Annotated in this window: 23 protein-coding genes; 13 read left to right on the forward strand and 10 right to left on the reverse strand. The window is 56.5% G+C overall.

Annotation, left to right across the window (positions count from 1 at the left end):
- Positions 1-118: hypothetical protein (locus tag IQ241_RS14245; RefSeq protein WP_193908286.1), on the forward strand; the 118-nt coding region annotated here is incomplete at its 5' end.
- Between the two features lie 92 nt (positions 119-210).
- Here the strand turns inward: IQ241_RS14245 and IQ241_RS14250 are convergent.
- The gene (locus tag IQ241_RS14250; protein ID WP_193908287.1) at positions 211-735 is read right to left on the reverse strand and encodes an NUDIX hydrolase; all 525 of its coding nucleotides are present in this window, start codon (positions 733-735) and stop codon (positions 211-213) included.
- A 372-nt stretch (positions 736-1,107) separates the two neighbouring features.
- Here IQ241_RS14250 and IQ241_RS14255 point away from each other — a divergent pair, with 372 nt between their 5' ends.
- The 3 genes from IQ241_RS14255 to IQ241_RS14265 all read left to right on the forward strand — a co-directional run bounded on the left by IQ241_RS14255 (position 1,108) and on the right by IQ241_RS14265 (position 4,425).
- Positions 1,108-1,707, forward strand: a complete 600-nt coding sequence (locus IQ241_RS14255; RefSeq protein WP_193908288.1) for a YdcF family protein — start codon at positions 1,108-1,110, stop codon at positions 1,705-1,707.
- Between the two features lie 149 nt (positions 1,708-1,856).
- The gene (locus tag IQ241_RS14260; RefSeq protein ID WP_193908290.1) at positions 1,857-2,597 is read left to right on the forward strand and encodes a Mo-dependent nitrogenase C-terminal domain-containing protein; all 741 of its coding nucleotides are present in this window, start codon (positions 1,857-1,859) and stop codon (positions 2,595-2,597) included.
- Positions 2,598-2,631: 34 nt separating this feature from the next.
- Positions 2,632-4,425 carry an FAD-dependent oxidoreductase gene (locus IQ241_RS14265; RefSeq protein WP_193908292.1) on the forward strand — a complete coding sequence of 598 codons (1,794 nt, stop codon included), beginning with the start codon at positions 2,632-2,634 and terminating at the stop codon, positions 4,423-4,425.
- Positions 4,426-4,660: 235 nt separating this feature from the next.
- Here the strand turns inward: IQ241_RS14265 and IQ241_RS14270 are convergent, their stop codons facing one another.
- Positions 4,661-4,906, reverse strand: coding sequence for a hypothetical protein (locus IQ241_RS14270; RefSeq protein WP_228021720.1), 246 nt, complete (start codon positions 4,904-4,906; stop codon positions 4,661-4,663).
- A 142-nt stretch (positions 4,907-5,048) separates the two neighbouring features.
- Here IQ241_RS14270 and IQ241_RS14275 point away from each other — a divergent pair, with 142 nt between their 5' ends.
- Positions 5,049-7,157, forward strand: coding sequence for a flavin-dependent dehydrogenase (locus tag IQ241_RS14275; RefSeq protein WP_193908295.1), 2,109 nt, complete (start codon positions 5,049-5,051; stop codon positions 7,155-7,157).
- A gap of 7 nt (positions 7,158-7,164) precedes the next feature.
- Here IQ241_RS14275 and IQ241_RS14280 read toward each other — a convergent pair whose 3' ends face one another.
- Positions 7,165-8,712, reverse strand: a complete 1,548-nt coding sequence (locus tag IQ241_RS14280) for a hypothetical protein (RefSeq protein ID WP_193908297.1) — start codon at positions 8,710-8,712, stop codon at positions 7,165-7,167.
- A gap of 434 nt (positions 8,713-9,146) precedes the next feature.
- A complete protein-coding gene (gene csaB, locus IQ241_RS14285; protein ID WP_193908299.1) occupies positions 9,147-10,208 on the reverse strand; it encodes a polysaccharide pyruvyl transferase CsaB in 1,062 nt (353 codons plus the stop codon).
- 71 nt (positions 10,209-10,279) lie between these two features.
- On the opposite strand from csaB, the gene IQ241_RS14290 reads away from it, so the two are divergent.
- Both IQ241_RS14290 and IQ241_RS14295 read left to right on the forward strand, forming a co-directional pair.
- Complete coding sequence (locus tag IQ241_RS14290; protein WP_193908301.1) at positions 10,280-10,591, forward strand: DUF2499 domain-containing protein; 312 nt, start codon at positions 10,280-10,282, stop codon at positions 10,589-10,591.
- On the forward strand, positions 10,584-10,916 hold the full coding sequence (locus IQ241_RS14295; protein ID WP_193908303.1) for a DUF3593 domain-containing protein: 333 nt from the start codon (positions 10,584-10,586) through the stop codon (positions 10,914-10,916). Before IQ241_RS14290 ends, IQ241_RS14295 begins: the two co-directional genes overlap by 8 nt.
- Here the strand turns inward: IQ241_RS14295 and IQ241_RS14300 are convergent.
- A complete protein-coding gene (locus IQ241_RS14300) occupies positions 10,908-11,285 on the reverse strand; it encodes a VOC family protein (protein WP_193908305.1) in 378 nt (125 codons plus the stop codon). The two genes, IQ241_RS14295 and IQ241_RS14300, sit on opposite strands and share 9 nt — an antisense overlap.
- A gap of 190 nt (positions 11,286-11,475) precedes the next feature.
- On the opposite strand from IQ241_RS14300, the gene IQ241_RS14305 reads away from it, so the two are divergent.
- The 5 genes from IQ241_RS14305 to IQ241_RS14325 all read left to right on the forward strand — a co-directional run bounded on the left by IQ241_RS14305 (position 11,476) and on the right by IQ241_RS14325 (position 14,472).
- Positions 11,476-12,555, forward strand: coding sequence for a class I fructose-bisphosphate aldolase (locus IQ241_RS14305; RefSeq protein WP_193908307.1), 1,080 nt, complete (start codon positions 11,476-11,478; stop codon positions 12,553-12,555).
- A 190-nt stretch (positions 12,556-12,745) separates the two neighbouring features.
- Entirely contained in the window at positions 12,746-13,405 is a 660-nt protein-coding gene (locus IQ241_RS14310; RefSeq protein ID WP_193908309.1) for a class I SAM-dependent methyltransferase, read from the forward strand.
- A 74-nt stretch (positions 13,406-13,479) separates the two neighbouring features.
- Positions 13,480-13,809, forward strand: coding sequence for a DUF6883 domain-containing protein (locus IQ241_RS14315; RefSeq protein ID WP_193908311.1), 330 nt, complete (start codon positions 13,480-13,482; stop codon positions 13,807-13,809).
- Positions 13,810-13,813: 4 nt separating this feature from the next.
- A complete protein-coding gene (locus tag IQ241_RS14320) occupies positions 13,814-14,074 on the forward strand; it encodes a DUF4926 domain-containing protein (protein ID WP_193908313.1) in 261 nt (86 codons plus the stop codon).
- Positions 14,075-14,127: 53 nt separating this feature from the next.
- Positions 14,128-14,472, forward strand: a complete 345-nt coding sequence (locus IQ241_RS14325) for a pentapeptide repeat-containing protein (RefSeq protein WP_193908315.1) — start codon at positions 14,128-14,130, stop codon at positions 14,470-14,472.
- Positions 14,473-14,701: 229 nt separating this feature from the next.
- Here IQ241_RS14325 and IQ241_RS14330 read toward each other — a convergent pair whose 3' ends face one another.
- The 4 genes from IQ241_RS14330 to IQ241_RS14345 form a co-directional block, all read right to left on the reverse strand.
- The gene (locus IQ241_RS14330; RefSeq protein WP_193908324.1) at positions 14,702-17,980 is read right to left on the reverse strand and encodes a helicase HerA domain-containing protein; all 3,279 of its coding nucleotides are present in this window, start codon (positions 17,978-17,980) and stop codon (positions 14,702-14,704) included.
- A 2-nt stretch (positions 17,981-17,982) separates the two neighbouring features.
- Positions 17,983-18,648 (reverse strand): hypothetical protein, encoded by a 666-nt coding sequence (locus IQ241_RS14335; protein WP_193908326.1) that lies wholly within the window; start codon positions 18,646-18,648, stop codon positions 17,983-17,985.
- Between the two features lie 13 nt (positions 18,649-18,661).
- Positions 18,662-19,741: an endonuclease domain-containing protein gene (locus IQ241_RS14340; protein ID WP_193908328.1), complete on the reverse strand. Its 1,080-nt coding sequence runs from the start codon at positions 19,739-19,741 to the stop codon at positions 18,662-18,664.
- A 143-nt stretch (positions 19,742-19,884) separates the two neighbouring features.
- A complete protein-coding gene (locus IQ241_RS14345) occupies positions 19,885-20,280 on the reverse strand; it encodes a nuclease A inhibitor family protein (protein ID WP_193908330.1) in 396 nt (131 codons plus the stop codon).
- 132 nt (positions 20,281-20,412) lie between these two features.
- Between IQ241_RS14345 and IQ241_RS14350 the strand changes: the two genes are divergently transcribed.
- Positions 20,413-21,876, forward strand: coding sequence for a DASH family cryptochrome (locus IQ241_RS14350; protein ID WP_193908332.1), 1,464 nt, complete (start codon positions 20,413-20,415; stop codon positions 21,874-21,876).
- Between the two features lie 58 nt (positions 21,877-21,934).
- On the opposite strand, the gene IQ241_RS14355 is transcribed toward IQ241_RS14350, so the two are convergent.
- On the reverse strand, positions 21,935-23,698 hold the full coding sequence (locus tag IQ241_RS14355; RefSeq protein WP_193908334.1) for an N-acetylmuramoyl-L-alanine amidase: 1,764 nt from the start codon (positions 23,696-23,698) through the stop codon (positions 21,935-21,937).
- Between the last annotated feature and the right edge of the window lie 33 nt (positions 23,699-23,731).

Genomic DNA, 23,731 nt, shown 5'->3' on the forward strand with positions numbered 1-23,731 from the left:
GCCGGTGGCGATGTCCATCGTTCAAGGCCGGCTGATTGGTCTGGCGCACTTCACGGTGGGCTATATCCTGACCTACGCGGCCTTCCTGATTGCCTCAACCGCCAGTCGATTTGGCTAGCGGCTAGGCATTCGGTTAAGCTAAAACGAAATCCCCTGGGCTACGGCTCGGGGGATTTTACTATGGATTGCGATCCTGCATCTCAAACATGGCTAAGAAAAGCAGGTATTTAGGCATTCTTGCATCACCGCCTGATGGTTGAAGGCGAGGTCCATTTCCAAAGCTTTGTCAACCTCGAACCAGCGGGCTTCTAAAACTTCACCCTGGTCCACCTGCGGTTTGAGTAAAGGCAGGGCTGCATTACCTAAATGGAACATCAGCGGAAACTTCAGAGTGACATTCTGGCGATAGCGCGGCAGACTGATAATGTCGTAGGGCTTTTCGATCGAGCCCTCGAATGGGTAGGCGCCCTTGAGCTGAGGAATATTGATCCCCAACTCTTCCCAGACTTCGCGCACAATCGCTTCGGAGATCGTTTCGTCAAAGTCGAGATAGCCACCGGGTAAGCCCCATTTGCCCACCTCGTCGGGCAGGTCTGCCCCCCGCTGACCCAGCGGCACGTATTTCTGATCATTCTGGACAAAGAATAAGACGGGCAGAACGGTAACGCTACGGCTGATCCAGCATTCCTTACCCTCGACGACGACACAGCGATTGGGCGTATTTTTAAATTTCACAGTGACGGTTGTAGTGGATTCAGTAAAGTGGCTGACAGAACTAGCAAATATCCATTCTGGTTCAATAGCCTATAGCAAACAGACCCTTCCAGAATACCGTTATTGCTCAAGCAGGCTTCTCCATGCGCCGAGCGCTCTTAAAGTCACTCTATTTTTGCTTAGGGTTGCTGATTGTGCTGACGAGTGGACTGTTGGCTCGATCAGCTAGAGGTAGCGGAGGGCTTTGCGGGGACGCGATTGCAGATTTTCTATCGGCTTCGTCAGCAGATTGGAGTGATCGCCCCGAGCGAAAGCAAAAACTTCTTTTCTTGAGTTGGGAATGATAAAGTTCCATAGATCCTTTTGGTCTGAATGCCCTCCGGAATCACCCCTATGATACAAACCAACAAATCCGCGATCGCGCCTACCCATCGCCGCGCCCATTGGGGGCTACGCTTGGGGCTGCTAGCGCTGGCCGCACCGTTAGTTTGGTTTACCTATGGGCAAAGCCGGCTCTCCCAGCCCCACGTGGCGCTGGTGCTAGGGGGAGCCCCGGAACGGGAACAGTTTGCCGCCGAGTTTGCCAAGGCCCACCCCAATGTTGAAATCTGGATCTCGTCTGGCAGCAACCCTGAATATACCGAGTGGATTTTTAACCAGGCACAGATTCCGACCTCGCAGTGGCGGCTCGACTATAGTGCCGTAGATACCGTCACTAACTTCACGACCCTGATCGACGAGCTCAAGGCCGAGCAGGTCGAAGCTGTCTATCTGATTACGTCCGACTACCACATGCGGCGGGCCAGCGTCGTCGCCAGAATTGTCCTAGGCAGTCAGGGAATTTACTTCAAGCCAGTCGCAGTCCCTACCCAGGCGGCTCCCAACCGCCCAGAGACCCTGGTGCGGGAGTTTCGAGACGGGGCGCGATCGCTGCTTTGGGTGTTTACCGGAAAAACCGGCTCTGAGCTGGGCCAGCGCTTAAGTAAGGGCTAGTCTCACCCGAGTTCTACTTGTTCTGCCTCTATCCTTTACCCATCGACGATGAGGGGTTAACGTTACACTATAAACGAAAAAATCAATTCACAAAAAAGTTAAGCTACGGCAGCTGATCAGCTGCTGGCCTAGCTGCACTGGTATTTTCTATGTCATCTTCATCTGCACTGCAAGAACCCTACAGTCCTGCTCAGATCCGAGTTTGGCTGCGCGGGCTGCTAACGCTCGCCTGGGCCGACGGTCAGTTTGACGATCAGGAAAAAGAGCTGATCAAGGTCATGACTGATTCAGAGTTCGCGCCTAACCTGGAGCTTTCTTCTCTGGAGCCGATTGAGCCGGACGAGCTAGCGGCAGAGCTACATCTCGACCCTGAAGCTGCTCAAAATTTTCTGCGGATGGCCGTGATGGTCGCTTTGGCCGACGGCGTTTATTCCCAGGCCGAAGACGAAAAGCTGATGGCCTTCTGCCGGGCGCTGAAGCTAGATTCTGACGTGCTGGAATCGCTACAGTCCACCCTTTGTGATCTGAGCGCTGATTCCAGCGACGATCTCAGCCCCGAGCCCAGCCCCGACACTAGCGCGGCTCCCCCGTCCTCAGCCAAGAGTTCGCTTCAGCCGCCGGACCAGTCCGGCGTAGACCCGCTCAAGCCCGCCCGCGAATGGCTCGATCAGCTGGAAGTCAGCGATCCGCGGCTGGCTCGCTTTGTCTGCAAGCTGGTGCCTTCGCAGTGCCCCTTTGAGCGGGATGTGAAGCTCTTTGGCAAAAAAATCGTTCATATTCCGCCCATGTGTAAGATCAATCCGCTCTACGAACAGCTGGTTGGCCTGCGGTTTCGGGCCCTGTCTTACCTTGCTGATGACCGCGGCGAGGATGTGAGCGCATATCTCTAGCTCCAGGCGTCCGAGCGTCTGAGAGGGACTGCGATTGGAAACACTCACGACAGAAGTGCTGGTCGTCGGTGGCGGCACCGGCGGCAGCGCGGCGGCGATTCAGGCGGCGCGGCGGGGAGCGCAGACGATCTTGGTGTCTGAATTTGGCTGGCTGGGCGGGATGCTGACGGCAGCGGGGGTCTCAGCTCCCGATGGAAATGAGCTGGCGGCGTTTCAAACCGGCCTTTGGGGCGACTTTCTGCGGCAGCTGCGGCGGCGGCAGCCGGGAGGTCTGCACCACGGCTGGGTCAGCTTTACGACCTATGAGCCCGCCGTGGGCGCGGCGATTTTTGCCGACTGGGTGAAGGCCTTGCCCAATCTGAAATGGCTGGCGGGGCATCGGCCTCGGGCGATGCTGCGGCAGGGCGATCGCGTCGTCGGGGTCCGGTTCGATCAGCTGACTATCCAGGCCCAGATGACCGTAGACGGGACTGAACTCGGCGATTTGCTGGCTCTGGGAGCCGTTTCCTACCGCTGGGGCTGGGAGCCGCGATCGCGCTGGCAGGAACCCAGCGCGCCAGTCTCCTTGGACGACCCCGCCGATCCGCTCTATGCCCTGACCCAGCGCTATCCTGTTCAATCCCCGACCTGGGTTGCGGTGATGCAGGACTACGGCGCCGCGGCGCCGATGATTCCGGCGGCTCGGACGCCGGAAGATCGGTTCGCGGGCGCTTGGGACGGCTACGGCCCCGAGCGCTTCCTCAACTACGGTCGGCTGCCGGGCGATCGCTTTATGCTCAACTGGCCGCAGCAGGGCAATGACTATGGCGTTGGCCTAACGCGGCTGGTCGAGTCTGAGGCCGCCCGGCGGGACTATGGCCGAGCCGCGATCGCCCACAGCCAGTCCTTTGCCCGCTATATTCAAACCCAGCTGGGCCAGCGCTATGGACTGGCCAGTACGGCGTTTCCCAGTTCGCCAGATGGCCTGGGGGGCGGCGCCTTTGCGCTGATGCCCTACTATCGCGAGAGCCGCCGGGTGCAGGGTCTCACGACGGTGCGGGAGCAGGACATTTTGCCCATGGCCGGGGGGCAGGTGGCGGCGCTGCCGGTGAATGCGCAGGGGCAAGTGAGCGCGATCGCGATTGGCAACTATGCCAACGATCACCACTATCCCGGCTTTGACCTGCCGCTCACGCCCAAATCCCTGCGCTGGGGAGGCCGCTGGACCGGCACCCCCTTTACCATTCCCTACGAGGCGTTAATTCCGGCTGAGGTAGATGGCCTGCTGGTCTGTGAGAAAAATATTTCAGTCTCGCACATCGCTAACGGGGCTACCCGCCTACAGCCGGTCGTGCTAGGGATTGGCCAAGCCGCGGGAATGGCCGCGGCCCTCTGTCTAGAGCAGGCCTGTCAGCCGCGTCAGCTGCCCGTCCGCCAGCTCCAGCTAGCTTTGCTGCGCGATTCCTCCGCCCCGGCAGCGATTGTCCCGCTATTTGATCTGCGGTTGGAACAGCCGCAGTGGCAGGCCCAGCAAATCATCTACTTGGATAATCCCGACCGCTATCCGCTGACGGGTCACTGTGAATTGAGTTCGGATTTGCCTAGCCTTGAGCCCGCGGTTGGGAACTTTACCGGGACTTTTCATGCCGCTGGTCACCAAAGCTATCGGTTTGTGCCGTCCGCAGCGGCAGAAATTCCGCCTCAGGGCTGTGGACTAGTCACGCTTGAACCATCCGTAGATAGGGCTTTTCAGGCTTTGACAGCGGCTCAACCGGTGAAGCTTCACGGCCATTGGAACCCGTCTGGCGAATGGCTGGTGGTTAGCCACATCGACGGTTTCTCAGCCTGAGTCGGGGATCGAGTATGCCAATCTTGATAGACTAAATCCTGTCTGCAGTCGCCTGAGTTGGACTGCCGTTGGACTGGCGTTGGACCGGACGGGGCAGACGAATAGTGGGGGTTGTCTGTACTGTTCTACAATTAGCAATAGGGCAATTGGCAGTAGGGAATCCTGACGCTGGTGATTAGGTGGTTCCGGGCTCGCTTAGGCAACCGTCAGCTGTCCTAGCCTAGTCAAGAGCGGCCTAAGCCATCTGACTCCAAGCCTGGGCGACAATCTCACTCAGCAGATAGCGAACATCGCTCTCCAGCAGCGCATCTTCTTCTAGCAGCTCAGCCGTCAGCTCGTCTAGCGACTGACCTTTGGCCCGGGCGGTCTGAATAACGCTGAGAATGGCGTCGGCAATATGGTCTTCGCTGACGTAGTCGCCAGTGGAGCTTATATCAGTAGAGCTTACATTTTGTAGGGCATTGAGAGCAGTGTGGGCCATTGGGGTTTAAGGTGAGAGGCAGTCGGGTTGGGGGCAGCAATATGAACCACTGAAGGATCAAATGTCTCGGAAGTGTAGCGTATTCTAGACGGTTGCGTCACAAATTTTTAGACTATGCCGTCAAGTTTAATATCCCTTCATAATGAAACAGCTCCTCTATTTAGAAGTTCCTACCCCCGATCTCGAAGCGGTCAGAACCTGGCTACAGCGAGTCTTTGTGCTCCCTGCCGGAGACCGGGTCGTCACCCCCGACGGGATCCGGATAGAATTCCCGACCGCCTACCCAAATTCTGCTGGCTCTCCCAGGGCTGAACTATCGCTATTTGTCTGGTCGGTGCAGCGCACCACCTACCTGAAGGTCTTTCGGCATTCAGCGACGCGGCTGCCTCGGGAAAGGCATCTTCTTTTTCAGCTTAAGCAGCAGCTACAGCAGCAGCTACAGCAGCAGTTTCCACCTCAGTACCCTGCCCTGCCGCCGATCGGGCAGCAGCCCATATTCGAGGCGCTGGCCCCCTACTATCCGCTGACGGTGAAGTATTTTCGCAAAATGCCCGACGGCGAGGCCGATCTCAGTCGCGTTTACTGGTGGGAAAAGCGCTGGCGAGAGTCGGTTCGCCAGCCTGAAACGCCCCAGCAGGTACTGTTTAAGCCAGATGAACTGCCATCTGAGCCGCTGCCGGTAGCGACTCAGGCGGCAGAGCGCTTTTCCGGGTACGACCTGATCTACATCGGCGGAGCGCTGGGGGTGATCCATGCGGCGGTGATGGCCAATCTGGGCTACCGGGTATTGCTGGTAGAGCGGCTGCCGTTCAGCAAGATGAACCGCGAGTGGAATATCTCTAGGGATGAGTTTCAGAGCCTAATTGACTTGGGCCTGTTTACGCCAACAGAGTTTGAAACGCTGATTGGGCGAGAGTATCGAGACGGGTTTAACAAGTTTTTTGATGCCAACAATCCCGCCGTCGCCAAAGCGCCGGTCCTGCATACGCCGACGGTTCTCAATATCAGCCTGAACTCGGAAAAGCTGCTGCGCCTCTGTGGTGAGAAGCTGCGGGCGGCGGGCGGTACCATCTGGGATCAGACCGACTTTTGCTGGGCTCAGATTCAGCCAGACGGCGTCGATGTGCACACCCGCGATCGCGCTGCCGACCGGCCCCGAATTGCCTCCGGGCGGCTGCTGATCGATGCCATGGGGTCGGCCTCGCCGATTGCCTGGCAGCTCAACGGCGGTCGCGCCTTTGACAGCGTCTGCCCAACCGTGGGCGCTTCGGTCGAGTCTGGCTTTGACCCTGGCGTTTGGGATTCGGCCTATGGCGATGTCCTGTTCAGCCACGGCGACATTTCGCGGGGGCGGCAGCTGATCTGGGAGCTGTTCCCGGGACAGGGCAAGGAGCTGACGATCTACCTCTTTCACTACCACGAAGTCCATCCTGACAATCCGGGCTCGCTGCTGGAAATGTACGAGGACTTTTTTACGATTTTGCCAGAGTACCGCCGCTGCGACGTCGATCGGCTAGTCTGGCGGAAGCCGACCTTTGGCTATATCCCGGGTCACTTTAGCGTGGGCGATCGCGATCGCTGTGTCGCCTATGACCGGCTGCTGGCCCTGGGAGACGCCGCCTCGCTGCAGTCGCCGCTGGTATTTACTGGATTTGGCTCGCTGGTGCGCAACCTGGCTCGACTGACGGAGCTGCTTGACATTGCCCTGCAGCACGACCTGCTCCAGGCCCGCCATCTCAATCAGATTCGCGCCTTTCAGAGCAATGTCGCGATTACCTGGCTATTTTCCAAGGGCATGATGGTGCCCACTGGCCAGACCCTGCCACCCGAGCGGATTAACGCTATGCTCAATACCTTTTTTGGGATCTTGGCGGGCGAGTCGCCAGCGGTCGCCGATCGGTTTATCAAGGACCGTGGCACCTGGCTGGACTTCAACCGGATGGCGCTGACCGCAGCCTACCGCAATCCGGCCCTGCTGGGATGGATTTGGCAGCTGGCGGGGCCGCGCGATCTGCTGCGCTGGGTGGGCAGCTATCTGCACTTTACCTGGATGGCTCTGCTCAGCCTACTGCTGGGCTGGCTGCCGGGCTGGACGCAGCAACAGACCTGGTTACGGAAGCGACCGGCCCTGTGGCTGTGGCTGCGCAGTCAGGGCTATCGCTTTTCTTACGGTTTGGGTCGGCCTACCCCAGTAGTCCAATCGATTCAGCCACCGGGCGCGATCGCGACTCCAGTTGCCACCAATCGCTAGCCTGCTATCAGTCGGAGCTGGCTTTTTTGGGAAAGCTGGGTAACTCTACCGCTGCCAGTGAGGGCACGCGCTTTTGGGGCCGTAGTGGATAGACGACCGGAGCCGGTGATGAGGTCGCCTCTGATGCCATCACCGCTGGGTCCGCGCTAGGCCGAGCTCGAGCAGCGGCAGGCAGGCTCGGTTCGGTCGCTGGCACCTGGGCAGATACTGACTGAGGTGATGCCGACTGGGGCGGATCTGGCAGCGATGTGAGGGGCTGGCCCCAGGGAGAAGGTTCGGTAAACGGGCTCGGCGGCGGGCTGCTAGCGCTGGGCCCGGCGGCGGGTACCGTCTCAAAGGCGGCTTCAACGGCTTCAGCGAGTGGCTCAGGTAGCGGCTCCGGCGCAGGTGTGGCAGCGGCTTCAGCCAGCGGCCGGGCAGCAATCGGATCGGATTCTATGGAATCCTCTAGCGCATCTGCCGACATCCCTAGTTCCGACTTGGCGATCGCTGAGCTGTCAATCACCCGTTCCAAATCTTGCCACAGCTGGATCTCTGCTTCCGGGTCGAGGGGTTTGGGCTCGGACATGGCCGGAGCTTCGTCTGGGGTTGGCTGTGCGCGCGAATTCAGTCCTCGGATCAGCGATTCCAAATGGGAGTCAACTGGCTCAAACGGAGCCGAGTCCAAGGCCCAGGGCTGAATCCGCTGGGCTTTTGGCATCGTGACTGGGGCCGGGCCAGTCACCGCCGGCTCGACGGTAGCGGTCTCTTCCCCAAGGAGCGAGCGCTGGGATGAGGCATTCAGCGACTTTTCCAGAGCAACTTTGAACTGGAGAGTGTAGCGCTGCTGCCGCTGTAGGCGCGATCGCAGATCGCGACAGGCCGCTTCGGCATGGATCAGCGTTTGAGACTGCTCGCCATGCTGCTGCTGGACCAGGGCACATTCTCGCTCCAGCTGAGCAATCCGGTCCTGGCTGACGCTCAGTTCAGTTTGCAGGGTTTCATTCAAACGCTGCTGCCGCTTTAGCGCCTGCTCAGCCGTATCGAGCTCGCTGACCAGCTGGGCAATCTGATGCTGTGCCGCCCGGGTGACCTGGTTCTGCTGTACGCCAGCCGCATTGTGGCTCTGCTGGGCCCGTTCAATTTCAGACTGGAGAGCAGTTTGGGCGGTTTCGAGGGCAGCTTCGAGCTGCGTCACCCGACCCAGCAGCACATCGTTACATTCGTTCAAATCCCGTACCAAGCTGAGCAATTCGGCCTCACGGCCAGGGGTTTGGCCAGCGGCTGGCTCTGGAGTGCCGTGAAGCGGGGCAGAGGGTGGGGCAGACTGCTCAGATTCAGGCAGGGCGCCAGGAATATCGTTGAGGCTGATGGCGTTCGGAAACTCAATCACCTGCCAGTCTGCTTCGCTGTCGGGCGTCCCCTTTTTGCCGGAACCGGTTTCACCGGACCTATTCAAACTGGACCCATTTAAACTATCTCCCTTTTGGTCGGGGCTATCGGGCGATTGTCGGATTTGCGTCGGCTCGGGTGATAAATCCGCCGCTCGATTGACCGCAGGATCAGATTGGGGCATGGTTGAAGGCTGATGTTCGCTCATAGCTGCTGTAAGTGGGCAGTATTTAACCGCGACCGGGGGATTGAAATTCTTTAAAAATGAACGGGATAGATTCAGGTGGGCCAACCGCGATCGCTACTAGCAACTCGCTAATGCTGACTTATGAAAAATTAGTACCACAGAAATTCCAATCTGGAGGGCAATCGCCGACAATCCATCGCAATTTCCGTAGAAATGCGTACGTATAGCCTGATTAAAGCGGTGACAAATAGCCGATCTCGTTAAATATCCTCAATCGCTTTTGTGTAGATATCAATTATTTTTAGTCTATCGAGTTTGAATTCCAGGTTCAAGCACCGCTTCAGAAAACATAAATAAGGCTTCTTCATTAGTCCGTTTATACTACTGCTGAAGCGGTCCCGCTAGTCATGGAACCGGGGTCACTCAATAGGTTATTGAAACGCCTCAATGAGAAAATCTTGATGCATCAAAGCGCGGTCTAGGCGCGACTGGATTTGGTCGGCGGACAGGGGGTCACCGTTGGCGTAGCACTGTAGCCAGGCCTGACTCAGGGTGCTAGCGTCACTGGGCAGAGCAGGTAGCGTTGACTCACCCGGCTGAGCTAGCGTCCAGGCGGGCAGGTCTAAAGCCTGCACGATCTGCTCGACCTTAGGATCATAGCTAATCGCAAAGCAGCGGCACCCTTCTGCGGCCGCCATCACCAGCGCGTGAAAACGCATCCCTATCGTCATCTCAATCCCCCGAAAGACGCCCTTCAGCTGCTGGGGACTGGTCGGCGTGAGAATCGCATGGGGGCCGGTCAGGCGCGCCGCGATCGCGTCTGCAATCCCCCGATCTTTGATCGGCTGAAACGGCAGCAAAATCAGGCAAACCTGGGTTGCTTTTTGAAAGTTCACCAGGGCCTGAATGATGACTTCTTGCCGCTCAGGGCTGAGCTGGGGATGGGCGCGCAGCGCCACCGCTACCCGAGGCGCGGGCAGATTCCAGAGCTGGGGCACCGGCTTCGATGCCAAGGCCCAGACCGGGTCCGGCGCAAGCAAGCAGGGTAAATTCCAGTCGCTTAGCAGCTGGGCCGAGGCGCGATCGCGGACGCTAATTCCCTCACAGCCTCGCAGCGCCAGCCGGGCCAGCCAGCGGCTCGACGGTCGCCTCAGCGGCCCAATGCCCTGCGCCCAGGCCACCGTCTTTAGCCCCATCAGCTGGGCCAGCTGCATCAGCCCGCCGTAGTACAGCGGATTGATCGCGCTGGTGGCGTCCTGCATCAGGCTGCCGCCGCCCCAGATAAAAAACTGCGACTGCCGTAGCGCCGACCAAACCGCCGGCAGCGACTTGCGCTCGACCGCCTCCACGCCGTAGCGCTGGGCCGTCTCGGCTGGATTCCCCGACAGCACAATCGGCGTTACCGGCGACGGCAGCATTTGTAGCAGCGTGGCCAGCAGCGCCTCATCGCCGCCGTTGCCCATGCCGTAATAGCCACAGAGGACTGCTCGCATTCGCTGCCTTCGTCAATCGTTCGGGAACACCTTCTAGAATAGAGGCTGCTGGCGGTCGTTTTGGTGAAGGTATGAATGCCCTTTCGATTCCAACCTGGATGGTGCATGTCTCTAGCGTGGTCGAGTGGATTGCGGCCATCTGGTTTATCTGGCGCTTTGCCGAGGTCAGCGGTGAGTCGGCCTGGAAGGCGCTGTCCTTTGCTATGCTGCCTGCCCTGGTCAGCGCTATGTGCGCCTGCACCTGGCACTTTTTCGACAATCCGACCTCGCTGAACTGGCTGGTCACCACCCAGGCGGCGATGACCGTTGTCGGCAACTGCACCCTCTGCGCTGCGGCCTGGTGGATCTGGCGGGCTCGCAGGGCTCAGGAGTCCCATGACTAAAGAAAATCTCTTCGCCCTTTCCCTATTTCCCTACCTGGGTTTTCTCTGGTTTTTGACCAAGTCTGGCCAGACGCCCCGGCTGGCGCTGGTAGGCTTTTATGTGCTGCTGATCTTTGTCGTCGTCACCATCCCAGCGGGGATCTATGCTAAGCAGGTCTACGGTCAAGAGCTGGCTAACGTGGACTGGCTCCACGGCAGCGCGGAATCGTTTCTGAGCCTGTCAAATATTTTGGTTGTGCTGGGCTTTCGGCAGGCGGTGATGCAACGTACAAAGCCTACCCCAGACCGTCCCGCAGATAGCTCGGCAGACAAGCCCTCAGCCTGACGAGCTGGACTGGTGCAGGATTAACCGATTGCCAGCGGGGTCGTAGGCGTAGATTTCCTGCCCGTGGGAGGCGCTGATGATCGGACCGGGCGGCTGACCGAGCTGGGTGAGATGCGCGATCGCGCGTTCCAAATCCGCTACTTCAATACACAAACTCAGTCCGCCGCTCGACGCCGCTGCAAACTCCTGAGCGCTGTCGGCTTTGGGTTTAAAAATCCCCAGTCGCAGACCCGGCAGCTGAAACTCGGCATAGACCTGCACCTGATAGGGCTGGGGCTCCTGCCCTAAAAGCTGGCTGTAGAAGGTCACAATCGTTTCAAACTGCTCGCTCGCCAGCGTCACCAGGGCGCTCTGACAGAAAGCACGCATGGGGATCTCATCTCCAGTCATTAGCCTATATCCCAGGACAGAAATTTTTCCTTCATCGGGGCGGCCTGAGGTTGCCAGGCTTGTAGGGGGAATGAGGCTACGCTAACCTTTAAAGCGAGAATTATGCATCGCCTGGTTCAAAGTCCGCCGCGGCTGAACCGACTGAGCAGTAAACAGAGGATCTTAAATTATGGTTGCCACCTCATCATCCAAAACGATTGCCGACTGGCTCGGCAGCGAAGCCGATAGCCTGCTGGGCTATACCGCTAAGGTCGATAAGGGGCAGTTACACCTCCCTAGCTCAGACTGGGTGGAGCGGATTTTTGCCCAGAGCGATCGCAACCCTCAGGTGCTCCGCAGCCTGCAGCAGCTCTACAGCACGGGCCGCCTGGCCAATACCGGCTATCTCTCCATCCTGCCGGTCGATCAGGGCATCGAGCATTCGGGCGCGGCCTCCTTTGCGCCGAACCCAATTTATTTTGATCCTGAGAACATTGTGAATTTAGCGATCGCGGGCGGCTGCAATGCGGTTGCTACCACCCTGGGCGTTTTGGGGATGACTTCGCGCCGCTACGCCCACAAGATTCCCTTCATTGTTAAGCTCAACCACAGCGAGCTACTGAGCTACCCCAGCGAATATGATCAAACCCTGTTCGCCTCGGTAGACCAGGCTTGGGATTTGGGCGCCGTTGCGGTTGGGGCCACGATCTACTTTGGCTCTCCCGAATCGACCCGCCAGATTCAAGAAGTCAGCGCCGCCTTCTCCCGCGCCCACGCCCTGGGGATGGCGACGATTCTCTGGTGCTACCTGCGCAACGATGTCTTTAAGCAGGATAAAGACTACCATCTGGCCGCTGACCTTACCGGCCAGGCTAACCACATTGGCGTCACTATCGAAGCCGACATCATCAAGCAGAAGTTACCCCAGGTGAACAACGGCTACGGCGCGGTCTCTAAAGCCATCGGCGAACGCTACGGCCGCACCGATGAGAAGGTCTACTCCGAACTCACCACCGACCACCCCATCGACCTCACCCGCTACCAGGTGCTCAACTGCTACGCGGGCCGGGCAGGTTTAATCAACTCCGGCGGCTCCTCCGGTGACAACGATTTTGTAGACGCCATCCGCACCGCCGTGATCAACAAGCGGGCTGGGGGCTGCGGGCTAATCTCAGGTCGCAAAACCTTCCAGCGAGACTTTAAAGAAGGGGTCAAGCTATTTCACCTGATTCAAGATGTCTACCTTTCAGATGAGGTAACAGTTGCTTGATGAAAGACAGTGTTTGAAATCAAGGGAGCTTGACGATTCTATAGACATTGGCATTTTGACACTGCTCTAGTCGGAACCCTATGAGCAACTGCTGCGCTCGCTCAATCCGATAGTTTTTGCTGACCTGAACGACTTCACTCGTTGTCCGGCCAAAAATTCTACACTAAGCAAGTAACTCGACCCGACTCCCATGCTGCTCGAACCGACCCAGCGCACCAAGCTAGACGAAACCAGCGACACCTCATTCTATAGCGCCCCCCGCTTTGTCACCCACGTAGACGAGGGCTTCATCCAGCAGCTAACCGACCTCTACCGGCAGCGACTTCAGCCTAACAGCCGAATTTTTGACATGATGAGCAGCTGGGTCTCCCATCTGCCCGACGATGTTACCTACGAATGGGTCGAAGGCCACGGCCTCAACCAGGCAGAGCTGGCCCGCAATCCTCGCCTGGATCACTACTTCGTTCAGAACCTCAACGAAAATCAGGCGCTGCCACTAGAAGACGGCTCCTTCGATGCGGTACTGAATGCGGTCTCAGTCCAGTATTTGCAATACCCCGATAAGGTCTTTGCCGAAATCTATCGCATCCTCAAGCCAGGCGGCATTGCCATCGTCAGCTTCTCCCACCGGATGTTCTACCAAAAGGCAATCTCCGCCTGGCGCGATGGCACAGAGGCTAGCCGGGTCAACCTGGTCAAACGCTACTTTCAATCCGTCCCCGGCTTCAGTACGCCAGAAGTCATCGCTAATCCCGCCAGCGCTCCCGCCTTCCTCCAGATGCTGGGAATGGCGGGCGGCGACCCCTTCTACGCCGTTATCGCGGAGCGGATGGAGCCATTGGTAAAATGAGCGATCGCGCTTAATAGTACAATAGCTGTCAATTTAAATCTTCGACTCGGATTTTTGGTGAATGCGACAGATAGATGAAGTTGCCCAACGGAGAAGCTGCGGTTATTCCTATGGAAAAGCTCACAGGTTATTGTCTAAATCCCAATCACCCTTCTGGTAAACATAAAGCTAGAGTTTTCGCATCAGCATTGGGGATCACAGCTGAGAATGCAGGCGATCTGCAAGAATTAATTGCAGAAGCTGCTATTGAGGGTGAGGTTATTCAGCAAGACAGAACTGAGTTTGGTCAATTGTATAAGGTTGATTGGACAATACCTGGTCAAGTTCCTATTGTTTTACGCACGCTTTGGGAACTGACAACAGCTCAATCTAATCCTCGTTTAGTTTCTGCATTCATTAGGTAAGTTTATGGAAAGTTTGTCAGCCCTTGATACCATCGCAAACTTGCAGACAATTAGCCGCGATAGGCTCACTCTGGTAGAGCCGGAATATGAGTCCATTCAAGTGCTACCTATCGGACAAGTCGGCACTATTCTTGAGGTGTATCCCGGTGAGCTGCCTCGCTACCTGGTTGAATTTTCTGACCGTCAGGGGCGGGAATATGCTATGGCGGTGCTAAGATTCGACGAAATTCTGGCTCTTCATTACGAACTGAGCTTATCCAACTAAACCTTTACAGCGTTGTATTGTTGTATCATTAACGAACGTTCTTAACACTTCCAATGAAGCTTCGCTATCTGATTGCTTCTACAGTCGCGATGGCTCTTTTAATGCCGACGACGACGGGATGGCATCGGGTTAGGCTGCTGGCGACCCGGCACTGTGCGCACTGCTATTTTCGCTGGGCCAAATTTAGCCATGTAGACCTGAGCGGCGCTGACCTGCGGAATGCCGACCTGCGAGGCGCCAGGTTTGATTCAGTCAACCTAACCGGCGCTGACCTGAGCGGTGCCAATCTGCGGGGAGCCCGCCTCAATCAGGTAATTTTGAAAGACACCAACCTCTGCGGTGCAATCATGACAGATGCGGTTAAGTCTTCCGTAGGCTGCACCTACGGGCATCTATAGAGGCTGCGGCAAGACTATTGTGGAATCTGAAAATCCTCATAAGTAGTCGAACAAAATTAATTGCACATTTTTTACAAAGAAGAGCCTGATTTCATGCCGAGTCTGTCAAGGCATCTATCCCAGAAGCGTCAGTGGTTAAGAGATTCCTCGCTATGCTCGGAATGACAATTCCTTCTATGTAAATTTCAATGCTCAGGTACTTAAGTGGGTCAGCTTAATATTCTAGCTGTCATAAACTGAGTGTCGGGCGAGATTGGGCTGCTCTGGCTAACACTTCCGATTCGTCTAAGGGACTGGACGGGTGATAGGAAAAGCATAGGGGCGTGAGAATCTTTATTGGTGGCGTCAGAGTTTCCGAGACTGCATAAAACTGTCCTTTTTGCAGTGTAGCGATATCATGGCCGTCGCCGCCTCGCTGGCGGAGCTGATCTTGCACAACGTTGATGGCCGAGGGAGAATTGGCCCGGCCATAGAACTGGGTCGAGCAGTTGGCGATGATATTATGATCGATGCTTTTGGGGGCTTGGGTTGCGAAAATGAGTCCTAAACCGTACTTGCGGGCCTGGGCGACTAGGCGAGAAAGGCTCGATTTACAGGGGGTGGATTGCTGCGAGGGGATAAAGTCTTTCGCTTCGTCGATCACCAGCAGTCCCCTGAGCGGCTGTCCGGGAAGGACAGGAATTTTCTTAATCCAGGTGAATAGCGTCATTGCCAGCTGATTCAGGAACTGCTGCTGCTGCGTTAGGCCGGGCAAGCCGATGAGGCTGATGATAGAGAGCCGAGTGACTGGGGCATTAATTCCCAGGAGAACCGCCGGGTCGAGCGGGGCACCGCATTGGCGTAAAAGAGGATTATTGGCGATTTCGGCATTCAGCAAGTCGGCCATCTCTCTGGCTCGCTTGGGGGCATTGGCAATATTTCCGGAAGCCTCAGCGGGTAGCTCATTTAAGAATTCTGCCAGCCGCTCAAGGTTGCCGCCGCCGCTTTCCGCAAAATACTCCAGCGCATTTCTCAAAATTCCGCGTTTAATTTTGGCCGAGGCTGCCCGTCCCGGCGCGACGATATCTTGTAGGCTGTCTCGGGCCATATCAATAGCCTGATTGAGCTCGTCAGCGTTATCTGAAAGGGCAGAAAAGTTGGGTAGCGGGTCCAGATTCATCGGATTACCGCCTTCGCGGCCCGGTGTCCAGATGACAGTGTTCGTCTGCTGGTGATAGCGTTCTGCTTTCAGCCGGTCTTGCTCAGTCCAGATACTGGGAGCGGTGGGCCAGCGATCGCCCATTCGAGACAGGTCATTGGCGCAGTCGATGATAATAGCCGGAATCCCCTGAAGCGCGGCTTCTTCCACCAGCCGCCTGACCAGCACGGTCTTACCCGTGCCGCTGCCCGCAAGCACCACGGTATGTTTAGTCAGCGACTCCAGCGGAATGGATACGGTGTCTCCAACCTGGCTACCGAAATAGCGACTACCGATTGGTAATCCATTCAATCCAGCTTCTGAATCCGCACGATGCTCGGGTTCTCGATCGGAGGATGCTGAGGCTCCCCTGCCTGAAGAAGGTGCTTCATTCTTCTGGGGCCAGTCGGCACTGAAATCTGTTTCTATCAGTCCAGTCGTTTGAGCAGACCCATTCTGGTGGGTGGTGACTGAACTAGTAGCAGCATCAAAGAACCAGCTCACTGTCTCTTGCATAAAGGCTAGCTGAGAGACGGGTCGTTTTTGCCGGAGCCAGCTCTCAAAGTCGGGTAGATTCTGCGCTTTGAGCTGATGCAAGGCCCCAATGACGCGCAGCTGATCTGAGGACGGATAGGCCAGGATGCCGCCTGCCTTTGAAAACTCCTGGGTTAGCCGCTGCGTCGCCGCTCCACCCGGAACGTCATGGGTTCTGATCAGCATTAGCCGCCGAAAGCTCAGCGCCTGGTCGATGCCAGCCGTCGTCATCGCGGCTTTCAGGCGAGTGCGATAGGCAGCATGGTGAGAACGCTGTAATGCTCGGAGGCACAGATGCTTTTCGCGATCGCCTTCTGCCCGGTAGACCAGCCGCAACCGCGCATGGAGCTGCGGATAGTTTTTGCCTCCTGGAAAATCGATATCCACAAGCGAATCGATGCTGTCTGCCGTGGGATTTTCTCTAATCAGGCACTCACCGGCAGTCTGTAGCCACTGGCCGAGAATATCATCTTCGTGACCTTCTTCAACGGCCTGGCTGATTTCAAGATTTTTCTGAATGGATTGAAATTTCTGCTCAATGGAATTAAAGTCATGATTAATAACAGTCTTCGGCTCTGTTCTCGTAAATGAACGAAGCTCTGTAATTTCTGCGTTTGCTAAACACCGCTGGCGATGCTGCTCACAGCGCTGCAAAATTTTTCTGGGCGTCTGTCCCTGGGCCGCTTCGAAAAAGTCAGGGTGGAAAGGCCAGGTTGGGTAGGGTGGTTCAAGCTGATACTGTTGATAGGCGACTTGCAAACGCGATGCAATCAGTCGCGTCGCAATGTCCTGTTGAGAAACTGGCAGTAGCATTATCGGGACTTTGAATCGATCCTGAAAGGACCGTACCACCTTCTTACAGAGCATATCCCAGGTGATGCGTAGGCATGAGACGATGGTCAGCGTTTTTGAAGTGCTCTCGTGCAGCGCCATTAAGCCACCGCCGATCCCTTCAATGATCGACTGTGAAACCTGCTGTTCTAAGACAGTACTTTCCTCAGTAGAAGCACCGCTGGCATAGCAGTGCTGAGCGACAATCGAATCGATCTGGTCCAACGCCAAAATCCAGTGAGATTGAAGGCTCAAAATCCAGGATAGCCCTTTCACAATCTCGCTTAAGTTTGTCTTTAACGCAGTTTTAAACCCAAACTGCTGCTTAGCAGATGGCTCAATCTCTAGACCGCTGAGCCAGGAATATCCAATATCTGAGAAGCCGAAATCATCCGAGTTGAGTAGTAACAAAGCTCTAATCACGTCCTGGTACTGACTAGTAGCATTTCTATCCTTCTCACTAACTGCCTTCAAAACCGCATTAATACCCTTGTTTAGCACTTCAGCAGAGAGATCAGATATTTGCTCAGCAGAGACATTGTGACGACCGGTCAGATCAACTAAATACTTGACAATCCGTTTCAGTTGAAACTGCGAAATTCCCTCTTCGCTATCTTCTCGCAGAGAGCTGATATAGCCTTGTAGAACGGTTTCCCAAAAATAGCGGACATCGGTCATATCCACCAAAACAAAGCCAATTCCCTGGGCCATTGCCTGCTGACGAATGGCCGACAGTAAATGGGTTTTCCCAGTCCCCGGATCCCCACCAACAACCTGCCCTAGAGGCGACTCAGCGCTATTGGATGCCTGGAGCTGTTTAGCGGCGGTGATGATCTGAGATCGCGCCTGTCCATGCAAATCACTAATGTCAAACGCGGGCGGATTCCAGATGCTTTTGACGTGAGTCGTCCAGCTAAAATCGACGGTTTGCAGCGCTTGCAGAAATTTGTCAGACCCAGCGAGCATAGTTAATTTTGGATATAAATAAAGTACCGTTTTTCGCCATCGCCCAGATCAATGGCGGCCTGCTCATCCTCAGGGCCAATGTCCTGGGGATATTCCATGGGCATTAGATATATTTCCCCGGACCGCTGCATTGATCGAAGCGCATCGTCGAGAGATTGAGGTTCAACGGGCTTAAAATGCTGGCGCAGCTGCTTTAGGCGGATGCCGAGGCCAGCGCTATTCTGACTGGCCTGCGCATAGGCTTTACGAATTTCATCTTTTAGACTATCGGGCTTGGGGATTTCGGCTGGGGGCGGTTCGATGCTGACTTCGGTGGAGGCTGAGTCTGCCAGCAGGTCTGCGATGGGGATATTGTGCGATCGCAGATAATGCCCCAGCTTCATCAGCAGCGTTTGAAAAACCGGGATTGCCGTAGTCGCCGTGGCTGGGAACTTCACCGTAAAGTCTTCTGACCCAATTCGCTCAGATACCCAATCCCAAGCTTTATCTTCGAGGACAAGATGCTTGGCCTGACCGCGTTTCTCCAACCGAATCAGCCCCGTATTGACCAAAGTACGGCGCTCCGTTGGATTCAGACCAGGCTTGACCTTGGACATCATCGGCTCGTCGCCCGTAATCAGGAGGTTCCAAATCACTAACTCCTGTTTGGGCTTCAGCGGCTCATTCACACAGTTACCTCACTCAATGTCTGTTGGCAAAGTCGGTTGGCAAAGACAGTTGACGGCGACGGTAGCGCACCACGTCGCGGATTTTTTCGACAGCGACCTCCACATCGGCCATGACCTGATCGTGGGGCAGCCTCAAGACAACGTAGCCGCTGATTAACAGTTCGTAATCGCGCTGCCGGTCTTGAGCAAACCCAAACTGATTGCCATGATGGCGATACCCGTCTATTTCCACTACGACTCGGCCTTCCGCCCAGAGTAAATCTACTATGTACGGGCTCAGTTTCACAGTTTTGACGGACTGATTGAAATGAAATAGGGTTGCTAGCTCAGTATCTTTGGCCAGCCACTCCGCCAGCTTTTGCTCACCAGGGCTAAACGGATGCGGCTTGCCGTGAATGGGGAATACGGTGTGCTTGGCCTCTACCGCCTGGGGTGAAGCAACTGACGCAGCAGTTGAAGCAAATCGATTTGCTCCATAGAGCACCGAATCTAGTTCGCTGGCCGTTGATAAGTCTTCAGAGATAAATAGGGCAATCCGAGCCTGGGACTGGTCGGCCAGCCAGCTGACAGCTTTGGCCAGCCCCAATAGTCGATGTTCTAAAGGGGCAGTGTCCTCGATCACGATGGCCAGCACCAGGCAGGCCGGGTCGATGGCAAGGGAGAGCTGAGCCAGCTGCAAGCCGTGGGGAAAAGCCTTCAGCACAGGTATCTTTCCTTTCTGATGAGCCCTTAAGGCGGCTTTTAGCCAAGGTTGACACAGCCCCTCAAGCTTTTCCTGAAGTGCTAAGGCACTGTACCGATTTAGCAGGGCATCTGTCGCTGTATTATCTGAACTCACAAATGAACCCGGCTGGTACCAGTCTGGCCACAGCTCAAATGCCACCTCGGCAAGCGTGGCAACAATGTCCTCAATCATTTGCGCTTGCTCTGGCAGCTGCTTCCAGGTCTGCGTCACGACTCGGCAGTTGTGAACCGGTTCCCAGTCAGCCGAGAGGAGCTGGCCCAGAGCATCTACCGCACTACCGCAGAGAAATGTTTGCACATGGCCGGGCTGAAGCGAAGTCAGGGCTTTGTTTAAGGCGCATTCAGACATCGAGGGCAGAAATTAGGCACTTATCCAGTATGACAAGACCCAATCCAGCTGACGACCGCAATTCTTCGCTATTGTCACTTGGCCAGCTCTAAACGATCCGCGATCACATTGTCCCAGCAGTTCGTTCCATAGCAACCTCCAGGTTAAGTTTCGACGACCTGGGTTGAAAGTCCTACAGTCTTACCGTCTTCAGTCCGGCCTAGAATGTAGACCTCAATTTCGACCGTACCCACTCGATAGACCCTTGGCTCGGCTAGGTTAGCCTGAAGCAGGCTGACCAGCTGGCGATAGCGATTTACTCGCTCGGCCTCAGCGGCATCGTGCCAGTCTCTGGCTGCGATCGCCGATGCAAAAAACTGCTCCAGCGACTCTGTTTCTACCGGCGTGTCAGCTGGTCGGCCGATATGGGCGAGCAGCTGTGGGGGGCTCAGCGGCGCATCCCAGCAGACCGACGTTAGGGGATAGTCGGTTTCACTCGACCAGAGCAAGTCTTGGCAGACGGACTGAAGCTGGAGCACCAGGCTTTCAGCAGTCGGCATGGCCATAGCTCCCATCTGAAATTTTCGGCTGGGTTCCCTCAAAGGATACAGGTTTCTGTCCATCGGGCTGATTATGCTTCGAATGGCGAATATTATATTCGCTCACTCTGTAGACCTGTATTCTAAACTCCCGTGCGCATTCTCATCTGGTACCGTAATGACCTCCGCCTGCATGACCATCAGCCCCTGCACCGAGCCCTAGAGGCGCACTCTCAGGTCATACCAGTGTACTGCTTTGACCCGCGCCAGTTTGGGCAGACCGCGTTTGGCTTTGCGAAAACGGGGGCCTATCGGGCTGAGTTCTTACGGCAGAGCGTGGCCGACCTGCGGCAGGCCTGGCGCGATCGCGGCAGCAATCTACTCATCCGTCGGGGCCAGCCTGAGGACGTCATTCCAGAGTTGGTGCAGCGCCTCGATATTGACGCCGTCTACGGATCCGAAGAGATTACAGCGGAAGAAAAAGCCATAGACCAAGCGCTGATAGACCAGTTCAAGGCGCTACAGGTGAGCTATCAGACCTACTGGGGCGCGACGCTGTACCATCCGAACCAGCTGCCGTTTGACCTAGCCGACCTGCCGGATGTTTTTACCCAGTTTCGCCAGGCGGTAGAGAAGTCCAGCCAGGTCTCTGAGACCCTTCCTACGCCCGAGCGCCTGCCGGCGCTGCCGGAGGATATCGACCCTGGCGAGCTGCCAGCTTTAGAAGATTTAGGACTGGAACCCAAGCCAATCGATCCGCGGGCAGTGCTGCCATATCAGGGCGGCGAATCGCAGGGTTTTGAGCGGCTCCAGCATTATTTTTGGCAGGCTGACCAGCTCAAGTTCTATAAAGAAACGCGCAATGAAATGCTAGGCGCTGACTATTCTTCAAAGTTTTCGGCCTGGCTGGCGCTGGGCTGCCTGTCGCCCCGCTATATCTATGAGCAGGTGCAGGTCTATAAAGCCAACCGCGTGAGCAATAAATCGACCTACTGGCTGGTGTTTGAGCTGCTTTGGCGCGACTTTTTTCGGTTTGTCTGCGCCAAATTTGGCGATCGCGTTTTCTATAAGTCCGGCATTCGCGGCCTAGACATTGACTGGAAACAGGACTGGGAACGCTTTGAGAAATGGCAGCAGGGCAAAACGGGGTTTCCGCTGGTCGATGCCAACATGCGAGAAATTGCTGCAACAGGCTACATGTCCAACCGGGGTCGCCAAAATGTGGCCAGCTTTCTCACCAAAAATCTGGGCATCGACTGGCGCATGGGGGCAGAATGGTTCGAGTCGCTGCTGATCGACTACGACGTTTGCAGCAACTGGGGAAATTGGAACTATGTTGCTGGGGTTGGTAACGATGCTCGCGGCTTCCGCTACTTCAACATTCCCAAGCAGTCAAAGGACTACGACCCCGAAGGCGAATATGTCAAACACTGGCTGCCCGAACTCAAGCCAGTCCCGGCCTCAAAGGTTCACAAACCCTGGCAGCTTTCTAGCGAAGAACAAAAGCGCTACGATGTTCGCTTAGGCGTAAACTATCCCAACCCAGTCGTAGACCTAGAAAAGTCGTTCAAGGCAAATGAGAAAGTCTATACGGCTGCTCAAGAGAGAGCGGCTTGAGACAGTATTGGTCTGAATTCAAACAGCGTTGTTCTCAATAAAGCTAAGCTGAGTCAAACTACTGTTCCGCTAACCAGGCTTCAATCCCATCGGTAAGGGCATCGGCCAGCACCCGCTGCGAATCGGGGTCGGTAATCCATTCAAACTCTTCCGGGTTGATCATAAAGCCCAGCTCCAGCAAAACGGCGGGGGCGACGGTGGGGCGGGTGAGAGCGAGATTGTTCCAGAAGACGCCATAGGAGGGGCGGTCTAGGGTCTCTACTAGATAGTCGTGGAGAAACGCAGCTAGGTCGTGGGCCTGGGGGTTGTACCAGAAGGTACCGATGCCAGTGGTGTTGAGCGCGTCGCCGGCGTCGGGGAGGGCATTGTAGTGGAGGCTGAGAGCCAGCGTGGGTTCCGTCTGTTCAATGATGGCGACGCGGTCGGCAGGGTAGAGGTCATCGTCGCCTTCGCGGGTCATCACGACACTAGCGCCACGTGCCTGGAGGCGATCGCGTAGTAGCTTTGAGACAATCAGCGCTACGTCTTTTTCAGGATAGCCGGTCGGGCCCCGCGCTCCCAGGTCTTGATCACTGCCGTGGCCGGGGTCGAGCAGAATCGTGGTGCCCTGGAGCGGCGATCGCGCTTCCTCTGGCCCATGCCGCAGCGATAAAATCAGGCTGGTGCCCTCATAGCGCAGCTTGTAGCCCCACTGCTGGTCGGTCTTGAAGTGAAAGGTATAACGAGCCCGATCGGGCAGCACAGAATTGAAGTCCATTCGCTCGACCATGGGGTCGTTTGAGAAATAGATGGTGTCGGTCTGAGGCGTTGTGTTATGCAGCGTTAGCGTTAGCGTCTGACTATCCTGCTCAACCGAGACGGGAACGGGTACCTGGAGCGGAAAGATGACCTCAGTCCAGCCGGGCACCTGCTGCGATCGCACCCCGCGAATCGTCGTTCGCGGCGGCACCGGACTAATGGTGATCTCCGTCTCACTCGACTTAATCCAGCCGCCGTAGTCCAGCCGCAGCCATTCGCCCTCGCGACCGGTGACGGCGGCCCGGGTGCCCCGGGGCAGGGGGGTAATCCGAGAGTAGCTGGTGCTGGGGCCGGTGCGGGCGATGCCCGATTCAACCGTAACTTCGGCCACTTCGAAAGTCGTCGGCGAGAGAATGCTGACCACGCTAGGGCCAGGCGTGTTGACCGTTTGACCCTGGGCCGTCAGCACGAACTGAGGAATGCCTAACTCACCGGGAGCATTTGCCGTCGCACAGCCCGCATACTCGGTCGCGCTCACCTCGACCGGGGCGGTTTGGTCCGTCAGGACAGCGGAATTCGGCGGCAGCGCCACCTGGTTGGTCTGCGGCTGGAGGGGGATCTGCTGCGAGCCGAGAGTAACGAAGACCTGGGCCTGGGGCGTTGCGATCGCGCTAAAGCAAATTAGCTCGCCCGGCAGTCGGGCAATATCGGTCGCAGGCATCAGTGTCTCGGCGGCAAAGCCGACCCCTTCTGGCTGCGGTGGCTGGTCTGCCAGGCGAGTAATCGTTAGCAACAGGGTTTCATCGCCCTGGGCTAGCGTAAACTGATTTTCACCCACCGCCAGCGGCAGGGTCGGTGCAAAGTGGCCGTCCTCACTGCGGTTTTCGATCACCTGACCGTTGATCGTTACGGGCTGGTCGGGGGAGGCAGTACCGATGAAGAAAATCCGGTCGGCGACCGTCTCATGCTGGTCGGGCGGATAGGCGACGAATAGGGAGGACTGGGCGAAGCTAGGCATCATTACGGCTACCGCCTCCACCGTCCCCAGAACACCGGCCCCAATTAACCGACCCAAATACCCCATCCTCTCGCCTCAAACCCCGTCGAAACCATGCCC

The sequence above is a fragment of the Vasconcelosia minhoensis LEGE 07310 genome (assembly GCF_015207255.1).
Taxonomy (GTDB): Bacteria; Cyanobacteriota; Cyanobacteriia; order Phormidesmidales; family Phormidesmidaceae; genus Vasconcelosia; species Vasconcelosia minhoensis.